The sequence below is a fragment of the Lentzea sp. NPDC058436 genome, from assembly GCF_042721515.1.
In the GTDB taxonomy this organism is placed as follows: Bacteria; Actinomycetota; Actinomycetes; order Mycobacteriales; family Pseudonocardiaceae; genus Lentzea.
Genome location: NZ_JBHXLF010000006.1, coordinates 137,468 through 163,939, shown reverse-complemented (window position 1 = coordinate 163,939; position 26,472 = coordinate 137,468). Strand labels below are relative to the sequence as shown.

23 protein-coding genes are annotated in these 26,472 nt (G+C 70.5%); 18 read left to right on the top strand and 5 right to left on the bottom strand.

Translation table 11 applies throughout. The features are described 5' to 3' along the window. The first annotated feature begins 23 nt into the window (after nucleotides 1-23). Nucleotides 24-1,595: an alkaline phosphatase D family protein gene (locus ACFWN2_RS24200; protein WP_382430859.1), complete on the top strand. Its 1,572-nt coding sequence runs from the start codon at nucleotides 24-26 to the stop codon at nucleotides 1,593-1,595. Here ACFWN2_RS24200 and ACFWN2_RS24195 read toward each other — a convergent pair. Further along, nucleotides 1,572-2,318, bottom strand: a complete 747-nt coding sequence (locus ACFWN2_RS24195; protein WP_382430857.1) for a maleylpyruvate isomerase N-terminal domain-containing protein — start codon at nucleotides 2,316-2,318, stop codon at nucleotides 1,572-1,574. The two genes, ACFWN2_RS24200 and ACFWN2_RS24195, sit on opposite strands and share 24 nt — an antisense overlap. Next, nucleotides 2,315-2,746, bottom strand: a complete 432-nt coding sequence (locus ACFWN2_RS24190; RefSeq protein WP_382430855.1) for an SAV_6107 family HEPN domain-containing protein — start codon at nucleotides 2,744-2,746, stop codon at nucleotides 2,315-2,317. Before ACFWN2_RS24190 ends, ACFWN2_RS24195 begins: the two co-directional genes overlap by 4 nt. 203 nt (nucleotides 2,747-2,949) lie before the next feature. On the opposite strand from ACFWN2_RS24190, the gene ACFWN2_RS24185 reads away from it, so the two are divergent. The 4 genes from ACFWN2_RS24185 (at nucleotide 2,950) to ACFWN2_RS24170 (ending at nucleotide 5,710) form a co-directional block, all read left to right on the top strand. Beyond that, nucleotides 2,950-3,438, top strand: coding sequence for a YbaK/EbsC family protein (locus ACFWN2_RS24185; protein ID WP_382430853.1), 489 nt, complete (start codon nucleotides 2,950-2,952; stop codon nucleotides 3,436-3,438). Beyond that, complete coding sequence (locus ACFWN2_RS24180) at nucleotides 3,435-3,998, top strand: GNAT family N-acetyltransferase (protein WP_382430851.1); 564 nt, start codon at nucleotides 3,435-3,437, stop codon at nucleotides 3,996-3,998. The genes ACFWN2_RS24185 and ACFWN2_RS24180 overlap by 4 nt, the downstream gene beginning before the upstream one ends. 99 nt (nucleotides 3,999-4,097) lie before the next feature. Then, nucleotides 4,098-4,727: a GntR family transcriptional regulator gene (locus ACFWN2_RS24175; RefSeq protein WP_382430849.1), complete on the top strand. Its 630-nt coding sequence runs from the start codon at nucleotides 4,098-4,100 to the stop codon at nucleotides 4,725-4,727. Further along, a complete protein-coding gene (locus ACFWN2_RS24170) occupies nucleotides 4,724-5,710 on the top strand; it encodes a 1-aminocyclopropane-1-carboxylate deaminase (protein ID WP_382430847.1) in 987 nt (328 codons plus the stop codon). The genes ACFWN2_RS24175 and ACFWN2_RS24170 overlap by 4 nt, the downstream gene beginning before the upstream one ends. A gap of 450 nt (nucleotides 5,711-6,160) precedes the next feature. Here ACFWN2_RS24170 and ACFWN2_RS24165 read toward each other — a convergent pair whose 3' ends face one another. Then, entirely contained in the window at nucleotides 6,161-10,702 is a 4,542-nt protein-coding gene (locus ACFWN2_RS24165) for an ATP-dependent helicase (protein ID WP_382430845.1), read from the bottom strand. A gap of 109 nt (nucleotides 10,703-10,811) precedes the next feature. On the opposite strand from ACFWN2_RS24165, the gene ACFWN2_RS24160 reads away from it, so the two are divergent. From ACFWN2_RS24160 to ACFWN2_RS24130, 7 genes are all read left to right on the top strand, one after another. Continuing rightward, complete coding sequence (locus tag ACFWN2_RS24160; RefSeq protein WP_382430843.1) at nucleotides 10,812-12,668, top strand: Hsp70 family protein; 1,857 nt, start codon at nucleotides 10,812-10,814, stop codon at nucleotides 12,666-12,668. A gap of 53 nt (nucleotides 12,669-12,721) precedes the next feature. Next, nucleotides 12,722-13,978 carry an MFS transporter gene (locus ACFWN2_RS24155; RefSeq protein WP_382430841.1) on the top strand — a complete coding sequence of 419 codons (1,257 nt, stop codon included), beginning with the start codon at nucleotides 12,722-12,724 and terminating at the stop codon, nucleotides 13,976-13,978. Between the two features lie 9 nt (nucleotides 13,979-13,987). Further along, nucleotides 13,988-14,182, top strand: coding sequence for a DUF3046 domain-containing protein (locus ACFWN2_RS24150; protein WP_382430839.1), 195 nt, complete (start codon nucleotides 13,988-13,990; stop codon nucleotides 14,180-14,182). A gap of 150 nt (nucleotides 14,183-14,332) precedes the next feature. Beyond that, complete coding sequence (recA, locus tag ACFWN2_RS24145; RefSeq protein WP_191303231.1) at nucleotides 14,333-15,379, top strand: recombinase RecA; 1,047 nt, start codon at nucleotides 14,333-14,335, stop codon at nucleotides 15,377-15,379. 13 nt (nucleotides 15,380-15,392) lie between these two features. Further along, nucleotides 15,393-15,902: a regulatory protein RecX gene (locus ACFWN2_RS24140; RefSeq protein WP_382430837.1), complete on the top strand. Its 510-nt coding sequence runs from the start codon at nucleotides 15,393-15,395 to the stop codon at nucleotides 15,900-15,902. A gap of 76 nt (nucleotides 15,903-15,978) precedes the next feature. After that, nucleotides 15,979-16,437: a MarR family winged helix-turn-helix transcriptional regulator gene (locus tag ACFWN2_RS24135; RefSeq protein ID WP_382430835.1), complete on the top strand. Its 459-nt coding sequence runs from the start codon at nucleotides 15,979-15,981 to the stop codon at nucleotides 16,435-16,437. 226 nt (nucleotides 16,438-16,663) lie between these two features. Continuing rightward, complete coding sequence (locus ACFWN2_RS24130; protein WP_382430833.1) at nucleotides 16,664-17,479, top strand: alpha/beta fold hydrolase; 816 nt, start codon at nucleotides 16,664-16,666, stop codon at nucleotides 17,477-17,479. A 128-nt stretch (nucleotides 17,480-17,607) separates the two neighbouring features. Here the strand turns inward: ACFWN2_RS24130 and ACFWN2_RS24125 are convergent, their stop codons facing one another. Continuing rightward, nucleotides 17,608-18,408: a serine protease gene (locus ACFWN2_RS24125; protein WP_382430831.1), complete on the bottom strand. Its 801-nt coding sequence runs from the start codon at nucleotides 18,406-18,408 to the stop codon at nucleotides 17,608-17,610. Nucleotides 18,409-18,553: 145 nt separating this feature from the next. On the opposite strand from ACFWN2_RS24125, the gene ACFWN2_RS24120 reads away from it, so the two are divergent. From ACFWN2_RS24120 to ACFWN2_RS24110, 3 genes are read left to right on the top strand one after another with little or no spacing between them, the layout of a single operon-like run. Continuing rightward, nucleotides 18,554-19,315, top strand: coding sequence for a hypothetical protein (locus ACFWN2_RS24120; RefSeq protein ID WP_382430829.1), 762 nt, complete (start codon nucleotides 18,554-18,556; stop codon nucleotides 19,313-19,315). A gap of 42 nt (nucleotides 19,316-19,357) precedes the next feature. After that, nucleotides 19,358-20,125: an RNA ligase family protein gene (locus ACFWN2_RS24115; protein ID WP_382430826.1), complete on the top strand. Its 768-nt coding sequence runs from the start codon at nucleotides 19,358-19,360 to the stop codon at nucleotides 20,123-20,125. Continuing rightward, nucleotides 20,118-21,245, top strand: coding sequence for an AAA family ATPase (locus tag ACFWN2_RS24110; RefSeq protein WP_382430824.1), 1,128 nt, complete (start codon nucleotides 20,118-20,120; stop codon nucleotides 21,243-21,245). The genes ACFWN2_RS24115 and ACFWN2_RS24110 overlap by 8 nt, the downstream gene beginning before the upstream one ends. Here the strand turns inward: ACFWN2_RS24110 and ACFWN2_RS24105 are convergent. After that, the gene (locus tag ACFWN2_RS24105; protein ID WP_382430822.1) at nucleotides 21,242-22,471 is read right to left on the bottom strand and encodes a DUF4142 domain-containing protein; all 1,230 of its coding nucleotides are present in this window, start codon (nucleotides 22,469-22,471) and stop codon (nucleotides 21,242-21,244) included. The genes ACFWN2_RS24110 and ACFWN2_RS24105 overlap by 4 nt on opposite strands. A 260-nt stretch (nucleotides 22,472-22,731) precedes the next feature. Between ACFWN2_RS24105 and ACFWN2_RS24100 the strand changes: the two genes are divergently transcribed. The 3 genes from ACFWN2_RS24100 to ACFWN2_RS24090 all read left to right on the top strand — a co-directional run bounded on the left by ACFWN2_RS24100 (nucleotide 22,732) and on the right by ACFWN2_RS24090 (nucleotide 26,464). Continuing rightward, the gene (locus tag ACFWN2_RS24100) at nucleotides 22,732-23,259 is read left to right on the top strand and encodes a sigma-70 family RNA polymerase sigma factor (protein ID WP_191303239.1); all 528 of its coding nucleotides are present in this window, start codon (nucleotides 22,732-22,734) and stop codon (nucleotides 23,257-23,259) included. Nucleotides 23,260-23,261: 2 nt separating this feature from the next. After that, a complete protein-coding gene (locus ACFWN2_RS24095) occupies nucleotides 23,262-23,687 on the top strand; it encodes a zf-HC2 domain-containing protein (RefSeq protein WP_382430820.1) in 426 nt (141 codons plus the stop codon). 236 nt (nucleotides 23,688-23,923) lie between these two features. Further along, complete coding sequence (locus tag ACFWN2_RS24090) at nucleotides 23,924-26,464, top strand: LuxR C-terminal-related transcriptional regulator (RefSeq protein ID WP_382430818.1); 2,541 nt, start codon at nucleotides 23,924-23,926, stop codon at nucleotides 26,462-26,464. Nucleotides 26,465-26,472: the final 8 nt, after the last annotated feature.

Here is a 26,472-nt window from a genome sequence, read left to right as displayed (position 1 = left end):
CGTGCGAGGGTACTGTCTCGCGCGTGGCGAAGCTGGTGCTCGGACCTCTCCTCAGGTATGTCGACGACACGTCCGCGACGTTGTGGGTCGAGACGGACGCCTCCTGCGAGGTGAAGATCGCCGGGAACACGGCGCGCACGTTCCAGGCCGGCAACCAGCACTACGCGCTCGTGCGGCTCGAGAACCTGGGCCCCCGCACGGAATACGACGTCGAACTCGACGGCGAGAAGGTCTGGCCGGAACCCGGCAGCCGTTTCCCGACACCGGTGATCCGCACCGGTCAGGTCCGCCGGATCGCCTTCGGGTCGTGCCGCGCCGCCCCGGACCAGCCGCTCGGCCCCGACGCGCTCGACGCCTTCGCGCAACGGCTCATGGCCGTCCCGGAGGAGGAGTGGCCGCAGGCGATGATCCTGCTGGGAGACCAGGTCTACGCCGACGAACCCACCGAGTCCACCAAGGAGTGGCTGCGCGACCGCAGGAAGGACACGGACGAGCCCGACGGCGAGGTCGTCCACTTCGGCGAGTACGCCCGGCTCTACCACGAGACCTGGGGCGACCCGGAGATCCGCTGGCTGCTGTCGGTCGTGCCGACGGCGATGATCTTCGACGACCACGACGTGCGCGACGACTGGAACACCTCCGCGGTGTGGCGCGCGGAGATGGCGGAGAAGCCGTGGTGGCGCGACAGGATCCGCGGCGCCATCTCGTCGTACTGGGTCTACCAGCACCTGGGCAACCTCAGCCCGGCCGAGCTCGCCAAGAACTCCTTGTACGCCAAGGTGAAGGCGCAGGGCACGGACGTGCTGCCGATGCTGCTGGAGTTCGCCGAGGCGGCGGACAGGGAGACCGCGGGCAGCAAGTCGACGTGGTGGAGCTTCCGCCGCGAGTTCGGCCGCATCCGGCTGCTCATGGTCGACACGCGCTCCGGCCGCATCCTCGAAGAGGGCAAGCGGCAGATGATCAACGACGCCGAGTTCGACTGGATCGAGCAGAACGTCGAGCAGGCCGACGAGTACGACCACCTGCTGATCGGCTCGTCACTGCCGTGGCTGATGCCGCACGCGCTCAGCCACTTCCAGTCCCTCAACGAGATCGGCGCGAACAAGCCGGGCTGGCAGGGCAAGGCCGCCGAGGGCATCCGGCAGGCGGTCGACCTGGAGCACTGGCCCGCGTTCCGCGAGTCGTTCGACCGGCTCTCGCGCATGATCGAGAAGGCGGGCAACAACGGCGCCGCGACGGTGTGCGTGCTGTCCGGCGACGTCCACCACAGCTACGTCGCCGAGGCCGAGTTCCCCACGCCCACCAAGGCGGTGGTCGCGCAGCTCGTGTGCTCGCCCATCCACAACGAGGCGCCGAAGGTGCTGCGGCCGGCGTTCCGGTTCTCGTGGTCGCGCGTGGCGTCGAAGATCTTCCGACGCCTCGCGACGATGGCCGGTGTGCCGCAGGACCTGGTGCACTGGCGCAAGACCAGCGGCCCGCACTTCGGGAACTCCATCGCGTTGCTGGACGTCGACGGCCGCCTCGCCCGCTACCGGTTGTTGTCGGCGACGGGCGAGGAGACCACGTCCGTCCTACTTGGTCGCGAGACGGAGTAGGGCCCACAGCTGCGCGATCGCGTCGTCGTCGCCGACGGTCGTGACCATGCGGTCGGGCAGCCGTCCCCACAGCCAGCGGTACATCGTCATCGGGCTCGCCGACACCTGCGCGTCGGCGGCGTGCGCGTCCTCCGGGTCGACCACGCGCCACGCCGACGCGCCGTGCGGGCCGCAGCGCGTGAGCCACAGGTGGTCCTCGACCTGGATGGCGACGAGGCTGTCCCGCGACCCCCGCACCCCGAGCACGTCGAGCTTGTGCCCCAGCCACAACGTGAGCACCTCGTCGACGCCGTCGACCGCGATCTCGTCGTCGACGGCACCGACCTCCATGCCCGCGGCGCCCTGCACGTCCATGCGGTGCACCGTCGTCTCGTGCGCGAGCCTGCGCCGCCAGAACCCGAAGTCCTGCCGGTCGGGCCACCACGTGGCGCACGGCTCGTCCTCGTCGTGCGCTTCGAGCTCCGCGATCACGGCCTCCGCGCCCGACCTCATGAACGCGAGCGGGTCCTCGTCCGGCGCCGGGTAGTCCTTCCACTCCCCGGCTTCCGGTTCGCGGCCGAGCCTGATCCAGGCCAGCGCGCCGCGATAGCCACCGCCGACGTGCCGCACGGTCTCCCCGAGGTTCAGCCCGGGACAGGCGGGCACGCCTTTGTGCGGTGGCTGGCCGATCGCGGACATGGCGAGCAGGTCCGCCTCACGGCGCAGTACGTCGAGCAGGTTCACCGCCTCGCCTCGCTCATCACGCGGTCGACGAGCGTCACGAACAGATGGGTCTGGCGCACCAGGTCGTCTGCCGTGCGCGCGTTGACGTGCCTGGTGATCCCCGCGAGCACAGCGGCCCTTGTGGACGACCACGACGCGAAGAAGGCGGCCCACTCACTCATCTCCGGCGCGATCGCGCCGAGCAGCACCCACGCGCTGGTCGGCCTCGACCGCCCGCGATGGGGCCGTCCGCGCAGGGCGAGCACCGCGGCGGCGGCGCGCAACGCGGCGAGGTAGGCGGTCGCGAACCGCTCCGGTGGCTCGGGTGTGCGCTCCGCCTCGGCGAGCGAGTCCCGCGCCTGCCGCAGCAGGGCGAGCGCGGACGCGGGTGGCAGCGGACTCGGGATGGGGACGGGGAAGGCTGCCGGATTCGAAAGATCGGCTGTCATCTCGGCCTCCTCGTGGCGTCGGTGAACGACGTCACCGCCGAGGGGAAGCCGGCGGCTCTCGGAGGTGGGGTGCTTCCCCCACCCCACCTCCGAGGCATGGTGAGACTCGAACACGTGTTCGAGTCCCCGCTAGCGTAGCTCCCGCCCGATGGATTCCTCAACCCGCCCCACCACGTGGGCGCGAGTCGTGGTCTGATGGAGACGTGAGCTCGCTCGAACACCCCGGAATCCGCAAGGTCGCGGAGGCCTTGCCGCCCGCCACCGCCGCGCGCATCGTCGTGCTGCCGGACGCGGTGCGGACCGCGGCGGCCGCGGCGCAGGCGGTGGGCGTGCAGGTCGGCGCGATCGCGAACAGCCTGGTCTTCGCCGCCGTGCGCGACGGCGAGGCGGCCCCGCTGCTGGTGCTGACGTCGGGCGCGCACCGCGCCGACACGTCGCTGATCGCCGAACTGGTGGGCGCGGACGCGGTCAAGCGCGCCGACCCCGAGTTCGTCCGCGAGCACACGGGCCAGGTCATCGGCGGTGTGTCCCCGGTCGGGCACCCGGCGCCGATCGAGACCGTCGTGGACGAGTCGCTGTCCGGGTACGAGGAGATCTGGGCGGCCGCGGGCCATCCGCACGCCGTGTACCCCACGACCTTCGCAGACCTGGTGGCGCTGACGGGCGGACGCGTCGCGGCGGTGGCGTCATGACGGCCGCGCCGCGCCTGGAGCGCATCGTCGAGATGACGGCCCCGGAACTGAACGAGCGGCTGGGCGAGGCGCTCGCGCTGTACGTGACGGCCATGAACTACCCGCCCGCCACCGTCGAGCAGCGCGCGCCCATGTGGCTCGCGCACATGATGCGTGAGGACTGGCGCTGCGTCGTCGCGCTGGGGGAGCAGGACGAGCTCGTCGGCATCGGCTACGGCTACCGCGGCGCGGCCGGCCAGTGGTGGCACGAGCAGGTGCGGCGCGGGCTGATGCAGGTGTCGCCGCCCACCGTCGTCGACGAGTGGCTCACCGACTACTTCGAGCTGACCGAACTGCACGTGCTGCCGCGCGCGCAGGGCCGTGGGCTCGGTGAGGACCTGCTGCGCGGGCTCATGGAGGGCGTGCCGTCCTCCCGCGTGCTGCTGTCCACGCCCGAGGGTCCGAGCAAGGCGTGGAAGCTCTACCGCCGCGTCGGCTTCGTGGACGTGCTGCGGCACTACCAGTTCACCGGCGACCCACGCCCGTTCGCGGTCCTCGGCCGCACGCTGCCGGTCACCTGATCTCATAGCTGAACTTCCGGCCTGCTCGACGCTGTCGAGCAGGCCGTTTTCGTTCGTGGACGGTTGCGATCACCCGACCTCGCCCCTACGCTCGCCAATATGCAATATATTGGATATGGGTCACTGAAGGAGCGGGCCGCGGCCGAGATCCGGTCGGCGATCGTGCGCGGCGACCTCGAACCGGGCACGCCCATCAAGGACGTCGAACTGGCGGAGCGGCTCGGCCTGTCCCGTACCCCGGTGCGCGAGGCGCTCGCGACGCTGACGGAAGAGGGCCTGGTCGAGACCAAGCCGCACGCCTACACCCGTGTCACCGCGCTGGAAGCCGAGCCCGTGCGCGACGCCCTCGTCGTCGTGCAGTCCATGCACGCCCTCGCCGCCGGCATCGCCGCGCCGCAGATGTCGGCCGAGGACATCGCGTCGATGCGCGCCGCGAACAAGGCCTTCAAGAAGGCGCTCGACGCCAACGACGCCGTCGCCGCGCTGGCCGCCGACGACGAGTTCCACGCCGTGGCCGTCCACCGCTGCGGCAACTTCGCGATCGCCGCGACCATCGACCGCTTCACCCCGCTGGTGCGCAGGGCCGAGCACAGCCGGTTCTCGTCGCCGAACGCCCGCCACTCCGTCACCCAGCACCAGCAGATCATCGAGGCCTGCGAGAAGGGCGACGCCGCGCAGGCGACCCTCCTGGTCGACGAGAACTGGAGCACCCTGAAGGAGGAACTGTGAACAGATTCCCGCTGCTCTTCGGACCGTCACCGGTTCACCGCCTCGACCGCCTCACCACCCACCTCGGCGGCGCCGCGGTCTGGGCCAAGCGCGAGGACTGCAACTCCGGCCTCGCCTACGGCGGCAACAAGACCCGCAAGCTCGAGTACCTGGTCGCCGACGCGCTGGCCACCGGCTGCGACACCCTCGTGTCGATCGGCGGGATCCAGTCCAACCACACCCGCCAGGTGGCGGCCGCCGCGGCCAGGGCTGGCCTCAAGGCCGTGCTGGTGCAGGAGAGCTGGGTCGACTGGGCCGACGTGGGCAGCGACCGCGTCGGCAACATCCTGCTCAGCCGCATGATGGGAGCCGACGTCCGCCTGGTGAGCGCCGAGTTCGGCATCGGCGTCAAACCGGCCTGGGAACAGGCGATCGAGGAGGTCCGCGCCAACGGCGGCAAGCCCTACCCGATCCCCGCCGGCGCCTCCGACCACCCGCTGGGCGGCATGGGCTTCGCGAACTGGGCCGACGAGGTCCGCCTGCAGGAGTCCCAGCTCGGCGTCTTCTTCGACACGATCATCGTCTGCTCGGTCACCGGCAGCACCCAGGCGGGCATGGTCGCCGGCTTCGCGAACGACACCGGCCGCCGCGTGCTGGGCATCGACGCCTCCGCCAAGCCGGCCGAGACCCTCGACCAGATCACCCGCATCGCGCACAACACCGCCAAGCTCCGCGAGGTCACGGTGTCCGAAGAGGACATCCTCCTAGACGACCGCTTCCACGCCGGCACCTACGGCATCGCCGACGAGTCCACCGTGGACGCCATGCGCCTGGGCGCGAGCCTCGAAGGCATGATCACGGACCCGGTCTACGAGGGGAAGTCGCTGGCGGGGCTCATCCACCTCGTGTCGTCGGGGGAGATCGGCCGCGACTCCACGGTGCTCTACGCGCACCTCGGCGGCCAGCCGGCGCTGAACGCCTACAGCTCGCTGTTCCCGCAGTAGAGGAGCAGTAGAGGAAAGGAAGGCGGGGGAGCGCGAGGAAGGCGGGGAAAGCGGGGAAGCTGCGGGAAGGCGGGAAGTCACGGGGGAAGGCGGAGCGGAGCGGCGAGGCGAGCTGGTTCGGGCGCGGGGCACAGCGGTTCGGCGCGCTGGGGTGGAGCTGTCGCACCGGGTGTGGCGGGACTGGATGTCGCGGCTGGGACGGGCGCCTCGCAGCGGAGGCGCCTCCTAGCGGATCTGACAGGTCGGGCGCGTGGGCACCCCGTCGAGTCCGCCGGGCCTGGCGCGGTGAGTGGAGCGGGTCCGCCGTGGCCGCCAGGCCAGGTCCCGCCCGAGTCCGCCGCACCACGTTCGCCGTGCCGAACCACCGCACCACGTTCGCCGTGCCGAATCTGTCGCGTCGAACCGTCGTACCGGGTGCGGTGTGGCCCTGCCCTGGCCCGAAGGCCCCGGTCACGCCCGCAGGCGCAGGCCCTTCGGGGTGGCGCGGAAGCCCGCCTCCTGCAGGACCGTTGCCAGGTGCGAGGTCAGCGCCACCTCGCCGTCGGCGCGCTGGACCGCCAGCTGGCCCAGCCAGCCGTCGCGGACGGCTCGGCTCAGGGCGTTCGCGGCGGTGCGGAGGGTCGGGTCGTCGTCGGTGAAGGACAGGAGGGACTTGCCTCCTCGTTCCACGTAGAGCGCCGGGGTGCCGTCCACCAGCACCGCGAGCGCGCCGGCTTTGCGGGCCGGTCTGTGCTTGCCCTCGCCCAGCGGGTCCGGCCAGGCCAGTGCGGCTCCGTAGGGCTGGGCCGGGTCGGCCGCGGCCAGCACGACCGCGGCCTGGTCGGTCTGTGACGGCTGGCCGGGTGGGCGGGACAGCGCCCTCAGGCGGTCGACCGCTCCTCGTGCCGCGAACTGGGCCGCGCCCAGGCCCTCCACCACGTAGCCGCGGATCACCTGGCCCGACTCCTCCATGGCCCGCAGCACCTTGTAGACGCCGCTGAACCCGCCCGTCACGCGCTCGGTGTCGAGGGCACCTCTGGTCAGCACGCCGTGGCGTTCCAGGAAGGCCTCGGCTCGCGCGTGGGCCCGGCGCGTCGGGTCCTCGGCCGGTGTCACCGCGAGCGACCAGCGGCCGGCTGCGGTCGGCGGGCCTGTTCGGGACGGCATATCCGGGCGGGAGCGCAGGCGGGCGTAGCGGCCTCGGGGGGCGCTGCGGCGGGGTTTGTGGGCCGCGCCGCCACCGGACACGAGTGCCCGCAGCGGTGACAGCGTGTCGTTCGTGATGAGGCCTGCCCACACCAGGTCCCAGAGCGTGCCGACGACCTCGGCGTCCGTGCACGTCACGGTGAGCGAGGCCCGGTCGACCACCTGGCGGAAGAACAACGCCCCGCCGGACAACGCCTCCAGTACCGCCGTGTGCAGCGGTGACTCCGGGATCGACTCCGGCACCAGGTCGGGCAGCAGCAGGTCGGCCACGTCCGTCGGGGCGAGCGCGATCCAGCCGTCGCCGCCGGCCAGCGCGCCGCAGCCCGTCCACGTCACCTCGCCGGACGCCGTCAGCTCGTCCAGCAGTGCCGGGTAGTAGCCCGGCAGCCGGGACGGCAGCAGCAGCGACTCCAGCGCGCTGGCCGGGAGCGGTGCTCCGGCGAGCTGCTCCACGACCGAGAACACGTCGTCGACCGTCGGTGCCGCGCGCAACCGGCGGCCCAGCCCGTGCCACTGCGGCAGGAACCGGCCCAGCGCGGCGGGTTCGACCGGCTCCACCTCGGACCGCAGCCGCGCCAGCGAGGCCCGGCGCAGGCGGCGCAGCACGTCCGCGTCGCAGTACTCGGTGTGCGTGCCGCCGGGACGGAGCTCACCGCGCGCCAACCTGCCCGTGGCGGCCATGCGTTCGAGCACACCCGTCACCACGGCCACGCCCAGACCGAAGCGGGCGGCGGGTTCCGAGGCCGGGAACGGCCCGTGCGTGCGGGCGTAGCGGCTCAGCAGTTCGCCCAGCGGATCCGCCACCGGTTCGGTGAACGCCTCCGGCACGCCGACCGGGAGGGCGACACCGAGCGCGTCGCGGACCTTGCCCGCGTCCTCGATCGAGATCGTGCGTTCCTCGCCGGCGATCCGGACCCGGATCACCCGGCGCTGCGCCAGCAGCTCGTCCAGCCACTCGCGGGGAACACCGCGTTCGAGCGCCTCCGCGTCCGAGAGATCTCCCAGGAACCGCACCAGGTCCGCCGCGTCCTCGGCGTGGCGCGGGCGGCGGTCCTCGGAGAGGCGTTGCAGGCTCTGCTCGACCTCGGCCACGACCTCCGGGTCGAGCAGCTCGCGGATCGCCTCCGAGCCGAGCAGCTCCGCGAGCAGCGTCGAGTCGAGCGACAGCGCCGCCGCGCGCCGTTCCGCCAGCGGGGCGTCCGCCTCGTAGAGGAACATGCCCACGTACCCGAAGAGCAGGCTGCGGGCGAACGGCGACGGTGACGGCGTCTCGACCTCGACCACGCGCACCTTGCGCGCGCGGACGTCCGCCATCAGCTCCTTGAGGCCGGGCACGTCGTAGACGTCCTGCAGGCACTCGCGCATCGCCTCCAGGACCACCGGGAAGCTCTCGTACTTCGCGGCGACCGACAGCAGCTGCGCCGACCTCTGGCGCTGCTGCCACAACGGGGTGCGCCGCTTCGGGTCACGCCGGGGCAGCAGCAACGACCGGGCCGCGCACTCGCGGAACCGGGCCGCGAACAACGCCGAGCCGCCCACCTCCGCGACCACGATCTGCTCCACCTCGTCGGGGTCGAGCAGCACGTCCTCCGCGCCCGCCGTCACCTCCGCGCCCTCGTAGTCGAGGGCGTCGGGCAGCCGCAGCACGATGCCGTCGTCGGAGTGCGCCGCCTGCACCTCGACCCCGCGCTTCTCGCGCAGCCTGGCCGCGATCGCCAACGCCCACGGCGCGTTCACCTGGGCGCCGAACGGGGAGTGCACGACGAGCCGCCAGTCGCCCAGCTCGTCGCGGAACCGCTCCACCAGAACGGTCCTGTCGTTCGGCACGTGCCGGGTGGCCTCCCGCTGCTCGCCCAGGTACGCGAGCAGGTTGTCCGTCGCCCACGCGTCGAGACCGGCCGACACCGCTCGCTCGCGCGCCGCCGAATCCTCCATCGTGGACACTTCGCGCAGGAACTTCCCCATCGCACGGCCGAGTTCCAGCGGACGGCCGGGAGCGTCGCCCTTCCAGAACGGCATCCGCGCGGGCTGCCCCGGCGCGGGCACCACGATCACCCGGTCGTGCGTGATGTCCTCGACCCGCCACGACGACGTGCCCAGCAGGAACGTGTCGCCGACCCGCGACTCGTAGACCATCTCCTCGTCGAGCTCGCCGACGCGCGAGCCGGGGCCGTTCTCCGACGGCGGCGTCATGACGGTGTACATCCCCCGGTCGGGGATCGTGCCGCCGGACGTGACCGCCAGCCGCTGCGAACCCGGCCGGCCGCGCAGCTCGGAGTTCACCCGGTCCCAGGTGACCCGCGGCCGCAGCTCGCCGAACTCCTCGGACGGGTACCGGCCCGACAGCATGTCGAGCACCGCGTTCAGCGCCGAGTCCGGCAGCCCGGCGAACGGCGCCGCCCGCCGCACCAGCGCCGTCAGCTCCTCGACCGTCCACGACTCCATCGCGACCATCGCGACGACGTGCTGCGCCAGCACGTCCAGCGGGTTGCGCGGGAACCGGACGGCCTCGATCGCGCCGTCCCGCATCCGTTCCGCCACCACCGCGCATGACACCAGGTCGCCGCGGAACTTCGGGAACATCACGCCCCGCGACACCGCGCCCACCTGGTGGCCCGCGCGGCCGACGCGCTGCAGCCCGGACGCGACCGACGGCGGCGCCTCCACCTGCACCACCAGGTCGACCGAGCCCATGTCGATGCCGAGCTCCAGCGACGACGTCGCCACGACGCAGGGCAGGCGCCCCGACTTCAGGTCCTCCTCGACGGAGGTGCGCTGCTCGCGCGACATCGACCCGTGGTGGGCACGGGCGACGGACGCGGTCTTCTGCACCGTCATCCCCGACTGGCCGATGGCCTCGGCGGGGAACGACTCCAGCTCTACAGCTTCTTCAGCGAGCTCGTTCAGGCGCGCGGTCAGCCGTTCCGCGAGCCGCCGCGAGTTCGCGAAGACGATCGTCGACCGGTGCGCCCGCACCAGCTCCAGCACCCGCGCCTCGACCGACGGCCAGATCGACGTGCGCTGCTCCGCTCCCGCCGCCGAGCCGGACACCTCACCGGTCGGCTGGCCGAGCTGCGCCATGTCCTCGACCGGCACCTCGACCTCGACCTCGATGACCTTCGGCGTCTTCGGCTGCACCACCGACACCGGCCGCCCGCCGGACAGGAACGTGCTGATCTCCTCGACCGGCCGCACCGTCGCCGACAGCCCGATCCGCTGGGCCGGCCGCTCCAGCAGCGCGTCCAGCCTTTCGAGTGACAACGCCAGGTGCGCGCCGCGCTTGGTGCCCGCCACCGCGTGCACCTCGTCGACGATCACCGTCTCCACACCGCGCAACGACTCCCGCGCCGACGACGTCAGCAGCAGGAACAACGACTCCGGCGTCGTCACCAGCACGTCAGGCGGGGTGCGCCCGAACGCCCTGCGCTCCTCCGGCGACGTGTCACCCGTCCTCATGCCGACCGCGATCGACGGCTCCGCGAGCCCCAGCCGCTGCGACGCCTGCCGGATGCCGGTCAGCGGCGCGCGCAGGTTGCGCTCGACGTCCACCGCCAGCGCCTTCAGCGGCGACACGTACAGCACGCGGCACCGCCGCTTCGGCTCCGACGGCGCGTCAGAAGAAGCCAGCTTGTCCAGCGCCCACAGGAACGCGGCCAGCGTCTTGCCCGAGCCCGTCGGGGCGATGACCAGCGCGTGCTCGCCCGCCGCCGCGGCCGCCCACGCACCTGTCTGAGCCTGGGTGGGCGCGGCGAAGGCCCCGGCGAACCACTGCCTGGTCGCCGGTGAGAATGCCTCCATCACGTCCATGGCGACCATCATGACGCCGGGGTCCGACAATTTCTGATTACGCAGGTCCGAGCACCCGGCGAACCCCTCTGTGGCACGATCACCCGGTACGTCCTTCGAGGGGAGCACGGTGCGCGTCCTGTCCGTCGACCTGGGCACCGCCAACACGGTTGCGGTGCTGTCCGACCACGGTGTCGTGGATGTGGACGGAGGGCCGACGATGCCCTCGTCCGTCTTCCTCGACGAGGACGGCTCACTGCGCGTCGGCAGGGAGGCGGAGCGGCGTTCGCGCCAGGACCCGTCGCGCTACGAGGCGAACCCCAAGCGCCACATCGACAAGCCGACGATCAAGCTCGGCGAGCAGAACCTGCCGACCAACGACGCGCTCGCGGCCATCTACGCGCGCGTCATGGAGGCCGTCACGGCGCTGCTGAAGGGCGAGCACCTCGACGAGATCCGCCTGACGCACCCGGCCGAGTGGGGACCGTCGCGGCGCAACAGGCTGCTGTCCTCGGCCAGGCTCGCGGGCATGACCGGCGAGCTCGTCTGCGTGCCGGAGGCCATCGCGGTGGCCTCGCTCGGCGGCGGCCGCCCGCTCGCCGTCTACGACTTCGGCGCCGACACGTTCGACGTCTCCGTGCTCGACTCCGAGCACCGCATCCTCGCCGACGGCAGCCTCAGCGACGTCGGCGGTCTCGACGTCGACCAGGCGCTGCTGGAGCACCTCGGCCGCATGGTCTCGCACAAGGACCCCGCCGGCTGGCAGCGGCTGCTGCGCCCCACCACCGTCGACGACCACCGCGCTCGCCTGGGCCTGCGCGAGGAGCTGCGCCTCGCCAAGGAGGACCTCTCCGAGCTGCCCCAGGTCGAGGTGCTGATGCCGGAGCCGTTCGAGAAGGTCGTGATCACCCGCGCCGAGCTGGAGGCGCTGGTCCGGTCGAGCCTGATCCGCACCACCGAGGTCCTGATCTCCGCGGTCCGCAAGGCAGGGGTGACGCCCGAGCACGTCTACCTCGTCGGCGGTTCCTGCCGGATGCCGCTCGTCGCGCAGATGATCGCGGAGAAGGTCGGCATCGTCCCGACCAACCCCGACCACCCGGAGACGATCGTCGCGACCGGCGCGCAGGTCGTGGACCGGGAGACGATCACGCTCAAGGCCGAGGACGACAAGCCCAAGTTCGTCGAGCCGCCCACGGTCGTGACCGCGCCGGTCAGCCCCGCCGTGACCGGCCCGCACCCGGTGAACCCGAACGTCAGCGGCTCCTACCCGAGCGGGTCGTACCCCAGCGGCTCCTACCCCAGCGGTTCGTACCCGAGCGGCGCCTACTCCGCGAGCGGCACCTACCAGCTCACCAGCCCGTACCCGAACCCGAACGTCAGCGGCAGCTACCCCGCGAACTTCCCGCAGCAGCAGGCGCCGAAGAAGGACAACAAGAAGGTCCTGATCGGTGCCGGCGCGGCGGTCCTCGTGGTGGCGGGCATCGTCGGCGCGGTCTTCGCGCTGTCCGGCCCGAGCCTGCCCAGTGCCGACGAGTGCAAGGACGACACCTCGCAGGACGGCCAGGGCTTCACGAAGTGCCTGCGCCAGCTCGCGGGCCAGGTGCCGGACGGCGGCGGCTGCGAGAAGGCCGACTCCGCGCAGATCACCGGCATGGAGGAGATCAAGGGCACGGTCGTGAGCTGCACGATCCGCGACGGCTACGCGGTGCAGTACATCCTCACCGACAGCGTCACGGGCGCGGAGAACAACGCCGACGCCATCGCGAAGTCGTTCCAGACCGACCGCGTCGAGGCCGACTGGACCGGCAACGGCCTGCAGGGCGCCTACCGCGTCGCCACCTCCAGCGGCACGGGCGTGCTCGTGTTCACCGCCAAGGACCGTCCCATGTTCGGCATCCTCACCAAGACCGCCGAGGAGAACGCGGACGAGCTCAAGGCCGACGAAATGGCCGATTTCTTCGAGAAGTCCGTGCAACCGGGGGAGTAACCACCCCTGATGGACCTGTCGGCGCGAGGTCCGGCCGTGCCACGATCGCGATCATGGTGACCGTCGCGCCGCAGGTCGAACGCGTGCAGCGCAAGGTCGTCCGCGTCCTGACCGGCACCCAGGTGCTGGGGTCGGCCGCGGTGACGATCGGCCTCGCGTTCAGCACGCTGATCGCCGCCTCGCTGTCCGGGTCCGAGGCCGTCGGAGGGCTCGCGCAGACCGCGGCCGTCGCCGGTGCCGCCGTGCTCGCCCTGCCCGGTGCCCGCCTCGCGCAACGCGGCGGACGCCGTCCCGCGCTCGTCCTCGGCTACGGCATGGGCGGACTCGGCGCTCTGGTCGCCGCCGTCGCCGTGGGCCTCGGCCTGTGGCAACTGCTGCTGGTCGGGCTCCTCCTGTTCGGAGGGGCGTCCAGCGCGAACTACGCGGCTCGTTACGCCGCAACGGATCTGGCGCATCCTCACCGCCGTGCGCGTGAGCTCTCGCGCGTGGTGTGGGCGGCCATGATCGGCGCCGTCATCGGACCCAACCTCGCCGACCCCGCCGGACGGGTGGCCGCCTCCCTCGGCCTGCCCGCGGGCGTGGGGCCGTTCCTGCTGGCGGCCGTCGTGCTCGCCGTCGCGGTGCTGGTGATCCAGTTCGGGCTGCGGCCGGACCCGCTGGTCGTCGTGAAGAGCACACGACCGGTTGAACCTTCGCACTGCGCGGGCGGGTCCGGCGCGACTCCCGGTGGCCTGAAGGTCTGGGGAACGCTCGGTCCCATGGCCAGACTTGCACTCGTTGGTGTGATGTTGTGCCACACCGCGATGGTCGGCCTGATGTCGATGACGCCCGTGCACATGAACCACGCCGGGTCGTCGTTGCGCGTGGTCGGCGTCGTGATCAGCCTGCACGTCGCCGCGATGTACGCCGCGAGCCCGCTGTTCGGGTGGATGGCGGACCGGCTGGGCCGCGTGCCGGTGCTCGCGCTCGGCGCGTCGCTCGTGGTGGCGGCGTCCGGGGTCGCGGGGATGGCGCCCTCGCACGACGCTCCGCAGCTCGCGGTCGGGCTGGCGCTGCTCGGGTTCGGCTGGTCGGCGGGGCTGGTGGCGGGCTCGGCGTTGCTGACGGAGTCCGTGCCGGTGGACGACCGCCCCGCCGCGCAGGGACTCTCGGACCTGGTGATGAACGTCGGCGCCGCCATCGGGGGAGCGGTCTCCGGGATCGTCGTCACGGCGTGGTCGTACGCCGCGCTCGGGCTGATCGTCGGGTTCACCGCGCTGCCGCTGCTCGTGGTGTGCCTCTTCGCGTCGCTGCGCAAGCCCGTTCGTTAGGGTCTGCCGGTGCGCATCACCATGTTCCGCAAACTCATGGCAGGGGAGTTCGGCCAGGTCAGGGCCGAGATGATCGCCCACGACCACGTGCTGTCGTCGCTCGGCGGCCGCACCGCCGACCAGGCACTGGAGGCCGGAATCGGCGCCAAAGAGGTCTGGATCGCGGTCTGCGAGGCGTTCGAAGTTCCCGGAAATCGCCGCTGAAGTGGCGGTTCGGAGTGTCACGTGTGCTCGAACACGTGTTCGGCTACAGTGGCCGCGACCCCCGGCTTCGCAGAATTGTCAGACCCCGCCAGTAGCGTCAGGTCCAACATGACGAAGCAACGGCAGCAGACGACAAAAGGTGGACCCAAGATGGCACCCGCAGCACCCGATCGGGACAAAGCGCTCGAGCTGGCCCTGGCGCAGATCGACAAGCAGTTCGGCAAGGGCTCCGTGATGCGCCTCGGCGAAGAGGGCCGTGCCCCGATCGAGGTCATCCCGACCGGCGCGATCGCGCTGGACGTGGCGCTCGGCATCGGTGGTCTGCCGAGGGGTCGCGTCATCGAGATCTACGGTCCTGAGTCCTCCGGTAAGACCACCGTCGCCCTGCACGCCGTCGCCAACGCCCAGAAGGCCGGCGGCATCGCCGCGTTCATCGACGCGGAGCACGCCCTCGACCCCGAGTACGCGAAGCGGCTGGGCGTCGACACCGACGCGCTGCTGGTCTCCCAGCCCGACACCGGTGAGCAGGCGCTCGAGATCGCGGACATGCTGGTCCGCTCCGGCGCGCTCGACATCCTGGTCATCGACTCGGTCGCCGCCCTCGTGCCGCGCGCCGAGATCGAGGGCGAGATGGGCGACAACCACGTAGGTCTGCAGGCCCGCCTGATGAGCCAGGCGCTGCGCAAGATCACCGGTGCGCTCAGCAACTCCGGCACGACCGCGATCTTCATCAACCAGCTGCGCGAGAAGATCGGCGTGATGTTCGGCTCCCCGGAGACCACGACCGGTGGTAAGGCGCTGAAGTTCTACGCCTCCGTGCGTCTGGACGTGCGCCGCATCGAGACCCTGAAGGACGGCGGCGAGCCCGTCGGCAACCGCACCAGGGTCAAGGTCGTGAAGAACAAGGTCGCGCCGCCGTTCAAGCAGGCCGAGTTCGACATCCTCTACGGCAAGGGCGTCAGCCGCGAGGGCTCGCTCATCGACATGGGCGTCGACCAGGGCATCCTGCGCAAGTCCGGTGCCTGGTACACCTACGAGGGCGACCAGCTGGGCCAGGGCAAGGAGAACGCCCGCAAGTTCCTGCTGGACAACCCGGACATCGCCAACGAGATCGAGAAGCGCATCAAGGACAAGCTCGGCATCGGCGCCACCCTCGACGCCGAAGAGGCCGCTCCCGCCGCGCCGGTCGAGTTCTAAGAGGTAGTGGGGTTTGGACGAGGCTGAGGAGCAGCGCAAGGCGCGGGACATCTGCTACGCGCTGCTCGCCGCCAGGGCCCGGTCCCGGCAAGAGCTGTACGACGCGTTGCTGCGCAAGGAGATCAGCGCCGGTGTCGCCGAGATCGTTCTCGGCAAGTTCGACCGCGCCGGCCTGATCGACGACGCGCAGTTCGCCGAGATGTGGGTGCGTTCCCGGCACACGTACAACGGTCTGGGCCGTCGTGCCCTGGCCATGGAACTGCGCCGCAAGGGCGTGGCGGACGAGGTGGTGGCCGAGGCCGTCGCCGCGGTCGACGGCGAGGCCGAGGAAGAACGGGCCCGCGAGCTCGTCCGCAAACGCCTGCGCACCCTGTCCGGCGTGGACGAGACGACGAAGATCCGCCGGCTCGTGGGTGCGTTGGCGCGCAAGGGTTATGCGGAAGGCCTCGCCTATCGCGTGGTGCGCGCCGAGCTGCGCGACGCGGGAGACGAGGCATCGGCACTGGACGAGCCCTGGTCGTAGGCCAGGGCCGGCCCTGTTCGCCGTGGCGCGCTCGATCACGCCGTCCCGCGGGTGCGCGCCGAGTAGCCTGAAAAGCGTGAGCACTACTCCCGACGCGCCGTCCGCCGTGACCCCCACGGTCTCGGACCTGCTCTGCTTCGACCTCTACACGACGTCGCGGGCGGTCACCGGTTTCTACCGCCCGATCCTCGACAAGGCGGGCATCACCTACCCGCAGTTCCTGGTGATGCTGCTGCTGTGGGAGCGGGACTCGCGGCCGATCCGGGAACTCGTGCGCGAGCTGGACCTCGAATACAGCACCCTCTCGCCGTTGATCAAGCGGCTGGAGAAGAGCGGTCTGCTGGTGCGCGTGACGCACCCCGACGACGAGCGGTCCGTGCTCGTCCAGCTCACCGACAAGGGTCGTGACCTGCGCTGGATCGGCGCCGAGATGTTCAACCAGCTCGGCGCGGCGCTCGGCATGACGCTGGAGGAGATCGCCATCCTCCGCAAGGCCCTGCAGCGGGTGAAGCACGGCGCCGAGCGCGAGGCGTGACGGCGCCGGTCATCTGAGGCCTGCCGTCGCCCTGCGACGAACGCCATCCGGCCCGCTGACCAGCGCGGATGGCGGCAACGTCCACGGTGCGGCTTCCCGGCTCCCGCCACCAGTGGCCTGAAACACATCGCGCGCGAGGTAACTCGTCGGGTAATTTACATCGTGAACGACCTAATCGAGCACGATGCACCACCGCCACGGTGCCCGACGAGAGAGTGAGAGACCGATGCGAGTTCGTAAGGTGTTCGCGGTTCTGGGGACGCTGCTGGCGCTGGCCGCCGTCGTTCCGTCCGGTGCGGGCGCCGCGGAGGACGCCGAGAAGCAGGACACGGGGAAGCAGGGCGCCAAGAAGCCGACCGTCGTGCTGGTGCACGGGGCGTTCGCGGACGCGTCCAGCTGGAACGGGGTCGTGGAAAGCCTGCAGCGCAAGGGGTTCCCGGTGGTCGCGGTGGCGAACCCGCTCAGGTCCGTGACCGGTGACGCGAACTACCTCAGGCAGGTGCTGGCCACGATCGACGGCCCGATCGTCCTCGCCGGACACTCCTACGGCGGCATGGTCCAGTCGCAGGCGGCGCTCGGCAACCCGAACGTGAAGGCGCTCGTCTACGTCGCGGCGTTCGCGCCGGAGAAGGGCGAGAGCGCCCTCGAACTGTCGAACAAGCTGCCCGGCAGCACGCTCGGTGAGGCGGTGCGGCCCATCGCCCTCGGTGACGGCACCACCGACCTGGTGATCGCACAGGACAAGTTCTGGCAGCAGTTCGCGGCCGACGTGTCCCGCAAGGACGCGACCCTGGCGGCGGCGACGCAGCGCCCGATCAACGACACCGCGCTCAACGAGAAGGCCGGCGAGCCCGCGTGGAAGACGATCCCGTCGTACTTCGTGGTGGCGGGCAAGGACAAGAACATCCCGATCGCCACGCAGAAGTGGATGGCCGAGCGCGCCCACGGCCGTGCGGTCGTCGAGGTCAGGGGAGCCTCGCACTCGGTGGCGGTGTCGCACCCGGACACCGTGGCCGACCTGATCGTGCGCGCTGCCCGGTAGTCGGGAAGCAGGGGAGTCGGGAAAGACCTGGGGAGTCGGGAAACGCCAGGGAAGCCGGAAAGCCCAGGGGAGTCGGGAAAGACGGAGGAGCCGGGACGCGGGCAGGGGCGTCCCGGCTCCTTCGCGTTCTAGGGCTTCGCGACCTCGCAGCCGGGAAGCGCCAGGTCCAGCCTGCTGCCGGGGCCGAAGCAGGCGACGAAACCGTAGGTCTGCTGGCCGTAGTTGACGCCCTTGCGGACGGTGATCCCGCCGGCGGCGTCGACCTCGCACGGGTTGTTCATCGTGCAGCGGCCGCCGCTCTCGTTGCCGGTGTTGTTGACGCCGACGACCTTGCCGCTGGCGTCGTCGACGATCGGCGAGCCCGACGTGCCGCCGATCGTGTTGCACGAGGGCGTGTAGCGCAGCGAGTCGCGCCAGGTCCAGCTCGCTTCCCTGACCTGGTGGACGAATCCGTCGACCTGGCAGGAGTAGATCTTCTTCCAGTAGCCGGAGACGATCCGGATCTCCGACTTCGCGACCGGACGTGCGGCCGAGAGTTCGAGCGCGCGGCTGCCGTGCTTCTCCTGGATCTGCCGGTAGGACTGGTCCAGCCGGTAGAGCGCGGCGTCGGTGCCGGTCATCGTCGCGTAGACGAGGCGGGTGCTCCGCAGCGTCGCGATCTGCGAACCGGATCCGCCGAGCAACGTGAAGGTGCGGTCCGACGGCTGGTCGACGAGCACCTGGCCGGGCTTCATCAACTCGACGCAGTGGCCGTTCGTGAGCACGAGCGCCTTGTCCGCGGGGGCCGAGGACGGCAGGCGGACGAGGGAACCGGAGCAGTTGCTGAGTTTCACCGCGCCGCCGAAGTCGACGGCGGCCTGCGCGGGTGCTGTTGCCACACCGAGAGAGGTGATCGCGGCCAGCAGGGTTCCGACGAGTCGACGTGCCATGCACTGATCGTAGTCAGTCAACTACCTTCGGCAGTCGGCCACCTGGCGGCATGTACTTCATTCGGGTGATGCCGTCGGATGGTGCTAACGGGTGAAGAGGACCAGTCGACGTGGTGGTCACATGTCGCCGCCGACAGGAGCCGTGATGACCTACCCGCCGCCCGTCTACGCCCAGCCCCCGGTCGCGCCGCCGAGGCCAGCGAGATTCGGTGCGCTCGCCTGGACGGCGGTGATCCTCGGCATCGTCGGCGTGGTCGGCTCGTGGGTCATCCTCCTCAACAACCTCACCGCGATCGCCGCGTTCGTCGGGATCGTGCTCGGTGTCATCGCGTTGTTCGGCACCCGCAAGGTTCTCGCGATCATCGGTGTCGCCCTGTGCGTCCTGGCGATCGTGCTGACGGTGGTCGCGCAGCAGGCCGCGGTGAAGGAGCTCGACAAGATCCTCAACGGGGACGTGAACCAGGGCCAGGTCGGCGCCCCCGCTGAGACCGCCAAGCAGAACGTGCTGGCCGAGAACCCGACCTGGGGCAAGAAGTACTCGTGGGAGAACGGCCTCTCGGTCGACGTCGCCACGCCGGTCGCGTGCACGCCCGGCCGGTTCGCGTCGCCGACGTCCATCGTCCGCGCGGTGAAGTTCGAGATCACCATCACCAACGGCACCACCGCGGCGTTCGAGACCGCGCTGATGTCCATCGGCACCGACGCGCAGTTCAACGGGCGCAAGGCCGACATGGTGTTCGACAGCGGCGGCGACTGCAACAGCACGTTCGACTCCGCGACCGTGTTGCCGGGCAAGACCTACACGTTCCACATCGCGTACTCGGTCGGCGCGCAGCCCGGTGAGATGCAGCTCGTGTTCGAGCCGACCTTCAACGCGGACAAGGCGGCGTTCGTCGGGCAGGCGTAAACCGTTCGCCTGCGGAGGCGCGGACGGGTTACAAATCGGGGCATGTTGCGCAAGTACCCGCGAACGCCCCACCTGGAGGGCTCGCGCCTGCAGCCGGGCGACGAGGACCTCGACCAGGTGCCGTTCCGCGCGATCGCGGGGCGGCACCTCGTCGTCGAGGAGAAGCTCGACGGCGCCAACTCGGGCATCAGCTTCAACTCCGGCGGAGTGCTGAAACTCCAGTCACGAGGCCACTTCCTGGCGGGCGGGCCGCGGGAACGGCAGTTCGCGCCGTTGAAGGCGTGGGCCGCGACCCATCAGGGCGTGCTGTGGGAGAGGCTCGGCACGCGGTACGTGCTGTACGGGGAATGGTTGTACGCCAAGCACACCGTGTTCTACGACGCGCTGCCGCACCACTTCTGCGAGTTCGACGTGCTCGACCGCTCGACCGGCGAGTTCCTGTCCACACCGGAACGTCGCCGGCTCCTCGAAGGCACGCCGGTGGTGTCCGTGCCGGTGCTGCACGAGGGGCCGTTGCGCCGCCTGAAGGACCTGACCGCGTTGATCGGCCCGTCCACGTGCCGCACCTCCGGCTGGCGTGACGCGCTGGTCGAGGCGGCACGTGTGGCCGGCCAGGACCCGGAAGTCGTTGTCGCGGAGACGGATTCCGACGACGACATGGAAGGCCTCTACGTCAAGGTGGAGGAGGACGGGCGCACGGTCGAGCGCTACAAGTGGGTGCGGCCGACGTTCCTCACCGCCGTGCTGGACTCGGGCAGCCACTGGCAGGACCGCCCGATCCTGCCGAACCAGGTGGTGGCCCGTGTTTGAGCGACTCTGCCCCTCCGGTCCGGAGTGGACGCTCGACTGGGACGCCGTGCGTTCGGCGTTCCCGTGGGTGCGGGCGATGGAAGGTGTGCCACAGGATCCGGTGCACCACGCCGAAGGTGACGTCGCCACGCACACCCGGATGGCGTGCGAGGCCCTGGTGTCGTTGCCTGAATGGCGTGCGCGTCCTCTCGCGGATCGTGTGCGGTTGTTCGCGACGGTGCTGCTGCACGACGCCGCGAAGCCGTTCCGCACCCAGATCGCCGACGGCCGTGTGACCGCGCACGGCCACTCGCGCGCCGGCGACCTGCTGGCGCGCAGGCTGTTGTGGGAGATGGGAAGCCCGATCGCCTGGCGCGAGCACGTCGCCGCGCTGGTGCGGCACCACCAGGTCCCGTTCTGGGCGCTGGAACGGCCCGACCTCGACCGCATCGCGTTCCGGGTGAGCCTGCTCGCGCGCAACGACGACCTGGCGACCCTCGCCCGCGCCGACATCCTCGGCCGGATCTGCGGCGACGCGGACTCCGTGCTGGAGAACATCGCGCTGTTCGAGGAGTACTGCCGCGAACGGTCGTGCCTGGACCGCCCGCGCGCCTTCCCGTCCGACCACGCCCGCTTCCAGTACTTCCGCACGCCCGGCCGCGATCCGGAGTACGCCGCCTACGACGACACGCGCGTCGAGGTGACCGTCCTGTCGGGCCTGCCGGGCGTCGGCAAGGACCACTGGATCGCCGCCCACCGGCCGGGCTGGCCGGTGGTGAGCCTCGACGCGGTGCGGTCCCGGCTCGGCATCGCGCCCGACGGCGACCAGCGCGCGGTGGCCGCCGCCGCGTTCGAGGAGGCCCGTGTGCTGCTGAGGGCGGGGGAGCGGTTCGTGTGGAACGCGACCAACATCTCCCAGCAACTCCGCGAGCGCTGCATCGGACTCGCCGCGGACTACCACGCCCGCGTCACCCTGGTCGGGCTCGAAGCACCGAGGAACGTGATCCACTCCCGCAACCGCGCCCGCCCGGAACCGGTGCCGACTGCCGTGATCGACCGGCTCGTCGGCAAGTGGGAGGCGGTCGACCCCACCGAGGCGCACGTCGTCGAACGCGTGGACACGGCACCTCCGACCCGCTAACGGCGGTGTTCGCCGTGGTGGCCCACCGCGCGGACGAGCCACAGGGTGCCCGCGCCGGCGACGACCAGGACGGCGATGCCGGTCAGGAAGCCGACGCTCGTGAACGAGTCGTCGGGCTGGGGTGGCGGGCTGCCGCCGGGGTTCGACTGCGCGATGGCGGGCACGTTCGTCATCTGCAGCGAGTTCGCCTTCACCAGGCCGGTGCTCTCCAGCAGGAGCATGTGCTTGAGCAGGAGGGTCAGGGCGGTCTGCGAGGCGATGCGCGAGGGCAGGTTCTTGGTCGTCGCGCGGGCGTGGGCGACCTGTGTGATGAGCGAGCCGTCGGCGGCGCGGGACAGGTTCGCGTACATGCTGTCGAGCTCCTCGCCCGAGCTGGACGAGATGGCGTTCGCCCACGACTTCTGCTCCGTCGTCGGTTCGGACGGCAGGTCCACGCCGATCTGCCAGGCGGCCTCCGCGACCGCCTGGGTCAGCTGCGTGTGCTCGGCGGCGAGCTGGCCCGCGACCCTGCGGACCTTCGCGTCACGGGCGCGGTCCGAGCTCTCGCGGCTCGCCGGTTTCTGCCACAGAGAATGCTGGGTGAGCAGCACGAGCAATTCCCGGTCCGACGGTTCGACGTTCTGACCGATTACCCGGACCGGGTTCACCTGCGCTTTGGCGGTCACGAGTTCGAGTGCGGAGGGGTCGACCTTGCCGGTGTTCTCCAGAACCGTCATTGTGCGAATCAGCGTCTGAACCGTCTGGTGGGAAAGCGTGCGAATTGCGGTGTTCTGTGTTGTGGCGCGCGTTTGCACGGCCATTGTCAGAAGGCTGCCCTGTGCCTGCCGGACGATCGTCGCGTAGGCGCGGTCGTGGTTGTCACCGGTGCGTTCCGCCATCTCGTCGATGAGTGACTGGTGTTCACCGCTGACGTCGTTCGGCATGACGACGCCGAGTTCCTGAGCGGATTTCCGGAGATCGACGTCGAGCCGGGAATGTCCCTCGAAGATGTCCCGCCCGGCATTGCTGATGCCCGCGTCGGTCGTGCGTGAGGGAACTTCTTTGCTCACCGGGAGGAGCCAGGAGTTCGCTTGGCGCAAAGTGACCAGAAAAGAACGGTCGGACGGTTGCGGATCAGTTGATTGTGCACTGGCCGGCACGGCTCCGATGAATGCCCCCAGAAATACGACAGACAAGGTGGTGAACAGCGCCGCGCGCTGCCCCAGCGTGCCCAGACGGTGACGCATAGTGCCCGTTCCTCCCCGCGATCGAGCTGCCTTCGAAGGTGATACGTGCAGGTGGGGTCGGGGTTCACGGCACCTCTGCACGGGTCGATGTGATGTGGATCACAGCACATTCCGCGAACCATTCGTCGTCGATTTACGTACCCGAGAGGTTTTCGCGTTCGCGCTGTACTATCTGGTGGATTCCACGCTCGGCCACCGAGTCGCTAGGACTGCCGCCCGAAGCGAACCCGTCGCCGATATCTGGGGAGGTCGTCAGCTTCATGGGTGATCAGGGCAAGGTCGCGCAAGCCCATCAGGACGAAGAATTGCTCGCGCTGCTCTACGGGCAGTTTCAGCGGATGCTGTTCTCGCAGGTCCTGTGCCTGACCAACTACGACCGCCAGTGGACGGAAGACGTCGTCCAGGAGACGTTGATCAGGGCTTGGCAGAACTCCGCGAATCTCGTCCGTGAACCGGGGATGTTGCGCGGCTGGCTTTGTACTGTGGCTCGTCGCATTGTGATCGACGGATGGCGCAGTCGTCAGGCGCGCCCGCAGGAAGTGGAATTGTTGCGACCGGACATCGCCGAATCTCCGGACGACACCGAACAAACACTTTCGGTGATGGTCATCACCGATGTAGTACGCCAATTGAGTGATGAACACCGTTCAGCTATCTACGAAACGTATGTCATGGGACGAACGGTGAAGGAGGCCGCGATCGTTCTCGGAGTCCCGGAAGGAACCGTCAAGTCCCGGTTGTACAAGGCGATGCACACGATCCGCCGGGCGCTGCAGGACAGGAGCTAGTGATGGTGATCCGTCAACCACATCACGGGCACGCGGAGCAGGACCAAGATCAGGAGAACCGCACGGGCCAGGAAGGTCCGTGCGGTGATGTGGCGGCGTTCGCGCTGGGTGTGCTCGACCCGGCGGAGCACGTTGGCTTCTCCCGGCACCTAGCCGGGTGTGAGAACTGCAGGCGGGACGCGGCCGACTTCGGCATGTTCGCGCCGGTGCTGAGGCCGGTGCTGCGCGAGAACCCGCCCGGCACGCGCCGGCCGTGCTCGATCGCTCGCAGCGTCCTGGTGGTGGCGGCGGGCGTGGTGGTGGCCATCGCCGCGGTGCTGTCGGTCGTGGAGTCGCTGGCCTCGCACGCCGATCCCGTCGACGTCAGCACCCTCGTCCGTGCCGCGCCCGTCCACGACGAGTGGTTTCCGCTGCTCGAACGCGGGTGAGTCCTGGTGAGAGGCGGAGAGCAGGCAGGCGAGGCGCAGCCACGCGCGCACCAGCCCGGCGAAGATCATCGCTCGCCCTCACCCTTCGACCGCGAACAGCTCACGGTTTCGTCGACCGTTACCTGTGGGTAAGTTTGCCCGACCACGAAGCGCAGGTCTCTACGGTCGCCACCGAAGGAACACCGGCACCTCCGGCCTGCGGTCCTCTCGGTACCGAAGGCAGGGAGTAGACAGAGGTGACATCTCCACTACTCGGCCGGGACGCGGAACTCGCGACTCTCGGACGCTTGCTCGACGACGCGGTCGCGGGAACCGGCTCGTGCGTCGTCGTCACCGGCGGGTTCGGCATCGGCAAGACGGCGGTCCTCGACGCGCTCGCCGCCGAGGCCCGCGACCGCGGCTTCACCGTGCGCCTGGCCAAGAGCGCCCGCCTCGAAAGTCACCTCCCCGGCGCGGTGGTGCGCCAGCTCGCGCCGTGCCTCGCGAACGTGCACGACCTCGAAGAGCTGTACGCGCGCGCCGCGAACTCCTCCCGCAAGGCGCCGATCCTCATGGTCATCGACGACGTGCACGTCGCCGACACCTTCTCCAAGCGCGCGCTCGCCTACCTGCGTCCCCGGCTGCGGCACATGCCGGTGGTCATCGCACTCGGCGCGTCCCAGGGATATCTGGCCACGGACGAGGTCACGCTGCCCGAGATCGCCGGTTCCCACCCGAACCGCCTCGACCTCGACGGCCTCGACGTCACCGCCATCGGCGCCCTCACCGAGAACCTCCCCGGCCGCGACCCTCAGCGCTGCCACGAGCTCACCGGCGGCAACCCCTATCTGCTGCAGGCGTTGCTGCGCGAGGAGGGCGAGGGTTCCGCGTCGGTCGGCGAGCTGATCGGCATGCGCCTGCGCGAGTACACGGGCGCTGCGGAGGTAGCGCGGTCCGCGGCCGTTCTGGACGGTGACGCCGGACTCGAACTGCTGTCCGCGCTCACCGGGTTCGACGCGCTGCCCGCCGTGGACATGCTCGTCCGGCTCGGCGTGCTGGCTGACACCGACCCGCTGACGTTCCGGCATCCGTTCGTGCGCAACAGCATTCTCGCCGACATGCCGATCGCGGTCCGCTCCGCCGCGCACGCCCGCGCCGCCCGGCTGCTGTTCGACTCCGACGCACCGGACGAGCGCGTCGCCGAGCACGTGCTGAAGGCCAGATCCGTGCGCTTACCGTGGTCCGTCGGCCTGTTGCGCGAGGCCGGCGGCGTGGAACACCTGGAACGAGCGCTGGAAGAGCATCTGTCCGAAGAGGACCGGCTCTCGATCGAGGTCGAGCTCGGACACACGGAACACCTGCAGGACAGCGCTTCGGGACGCGATCGGGTCCGCGACGCACTGATGCGGTGCGAGAACCCGCAGCTCGCCGCGAACGTCGCGCTGGCGTTGATCCAGCGCATGTGCACGGGCACGGACGCGCACTTCGCCGTGTCGCTCGCGATCATGGTCGTCGCGCGGCTGCTGCCGGAGGACCGCGACACGGTCTGGAACCTCGTCTGCACCACGTACCTGCTGGCCGCCAACCGCGACGCGCGCATGGCCAACTGCGCCGGCAAGTACTTCGAGGACCTCGTCGGCGAAACCCCGCGGGACCCGAACCTCCAGCGCGCCCGGTCGGCGTTGCTCGCGGTCGGCAACGCCCGCAGCGGCGACTCCTACGCCGAAGCCGTCGAGAACGCGCTCGAAGCACTCGAAGGCGACTGGGTCGACGTCTTCGGCGAGGCCTACCTCTTCACGTTCCTGGTGCCGGTGCTCGGCGACAACCCCGAGCACATCACCAAGTTGTGGCTCTCGCACAGCACCGCGCCCGTCTCGCACGACCCGCACCTGCGCCGCGGGATGCTCAGCATGATCGCCCGCGCCTGCGCGTTCCACAACGGCGGTGACCTGGCGCGCGCGTACACGTTCCTGACGCCGCCGGTGTCGACCGGCAACATGGACTGCCCCGCCGTCGTGCTCGCGACCGCGAAGCTGGCCGAGGTGTGCATCGAGATGGGGCAGTTCGACGAGGCGGCGCCGCTCGTCGCCGAGGACGGCACCCTGTTGCAGCACATCAACATCGTCTACGCCCGCGGCCGGCTCAAGCTCGCGTCCTGCCACGCGGAGGGCGGGCTGGAGGACCTGCTGGAGGCGGGCAGGCGCCTCGCCACGCGCGAGATGCCCAACCCCGCGCTGATGCCGTGGCGCCACCACGCCGTGCGCGCCCACCTGGCACTGGGCAACCGCGACGACGCGGCACGGCTCGCGCACGAGGAGCTCGACCTGGCCAAGCGGTGGGGTTCCCCGCGGGTGATCGGGACGGCGTTGATGAGCGTCGGCATCAGCACCGACGACGTCGACGTCCTCGCCGAGGCGGAGCAACTCCTCGCCTCGACACCGCACCGGCTGCTGCACGCCCAGTCGTCGTACTGGCTCGGTCACCACCTGCGCCGCAAGGGCCGCGCCGAGGAGGCGGCGGGGCACCTGCGGCAGTCGTTCGACCTGGCCCGGCACCTGAGCGCGCACCCGCTGGCCAAGCTCGCGGGCGACGAGGTCCGCGACGGCGACGACCAGGTGCAGGGCCTGACCAAGCAGGAGAACCGGGTCGCGCGGATGGCGGCGCAGGGCCTCACGAACCGGCAGATCGCCGAAGCCCTGCACCTCACCCGGCGGACCGTCGAGCTCCACCTGTCGAGCGCCTACCGCAAGCTCGGCATCACGGGACGCGCCGAGCTCGTCGCCGCCCTGTGGTCCTGAGCAGCTGG

What these genes read in the sequence shown, in the direction of transcription:
- ACFWN2_RS24190 (WP_382430855.1), bottom strand. Translation starts at nt 2,746, where the DNA reads ATGACAGCCGATCTTTCGAATCCGGCAGCCTTCCCCGTCCCCATCCCG.
- ACFWN2_RS24180 (WP_382430851.1), top strand. Translation starts at nt 3,435, where the DNA reads ATGACGGCCGCGCCGCGCCTGGAGCGCATCGTCGAGATGACGGCCCCG.
- ACFWN2_RS24175 (WP_382430849.1), top strand. Translation starts at nt 4,098, where the DNA reads ATGCAATATATTGGATATGGGTCACTGAAGGAGCGGGCCGCGGCCGAG.
- ACFWN2_RS24165 (WP_382430845.1), bottom strand. Translation starts at nt 10,702, where the DNA reads ATGGACGTGATGGAGGCATTCTCACCGGCGACCAGGCAGTGGTTCGCC.
- ACFWN2_RS24155 (WP_382430841.1), top strand. Translation starts at nt 12,722, where the DNA reads ATGGTGACCGTCGCGCCGCAGGTCGAACGCGTGCAGCGCAAGGTCGTC.
- recA (WP_191303231.1), top strand. Translation starts at nt 14,333, where the DNA reads ATGGCACCCGCAGCACCCGATCGGGACAAAGCGCTCGAGCTGGCCCTG.
- ACFWN2_RS24130 (WP_382430833.1), top strand. Translation starts at nt 16,664, where the DNA reads ATGCGAGTTCGTAAGGTGTTCGCGGTTCTGGGGACGCTGCTGGCGCTG.
- ACFWN2_RS24125 (WP_382430831.1), bottom strand. Translation starts at nt 18,408, where the DNA reads ATGGCACGTCGACTCGTCGGAACCCTGCTGGCCGCGATCACCTCTCTC.
- ACFWN2_RS24120 (WP_382430829.1), top strand. Translation starts at nt 18,554, where the DNA reads ATGACCTACCCGCCGCCCGTCTACGCCCAGCCCCCGGTCGCGCCGCCG.
- ACFWN2_RS24115 (WP_382430826.1), top strand. Translation starts at nt 19,358, where the DNA reads ATGTTGCGCAAGTACCCGCGAACGCCCCACCTGGAGGGCTCGCGCCTG.
- ACFWN2_RS24105 (WP_382430822.1), bottom strand. Translation starts at nt 22,471, where the DNA reads ATGCGTCACCGTCTGGGCACGCTGGGGCAGCGCGCGGCGCTGTTCACC.
- ACFWN2_RS24100 (WP_191303239.1), top strand. Translation starts at nt 22,732, where the DNA reads ATGGGTGATCAGGGCAAGGTCGCGCAAGCCCATCAGGACGAAGAATTG.
- ACFWN2_RS24095 (WP_382430820.1), top strand. Translation starts at nt 23,262, where the DNA reads ATGGTGATCCGTCAACCACATCACGGGCACGCGGAGCAGGACCAAGAT.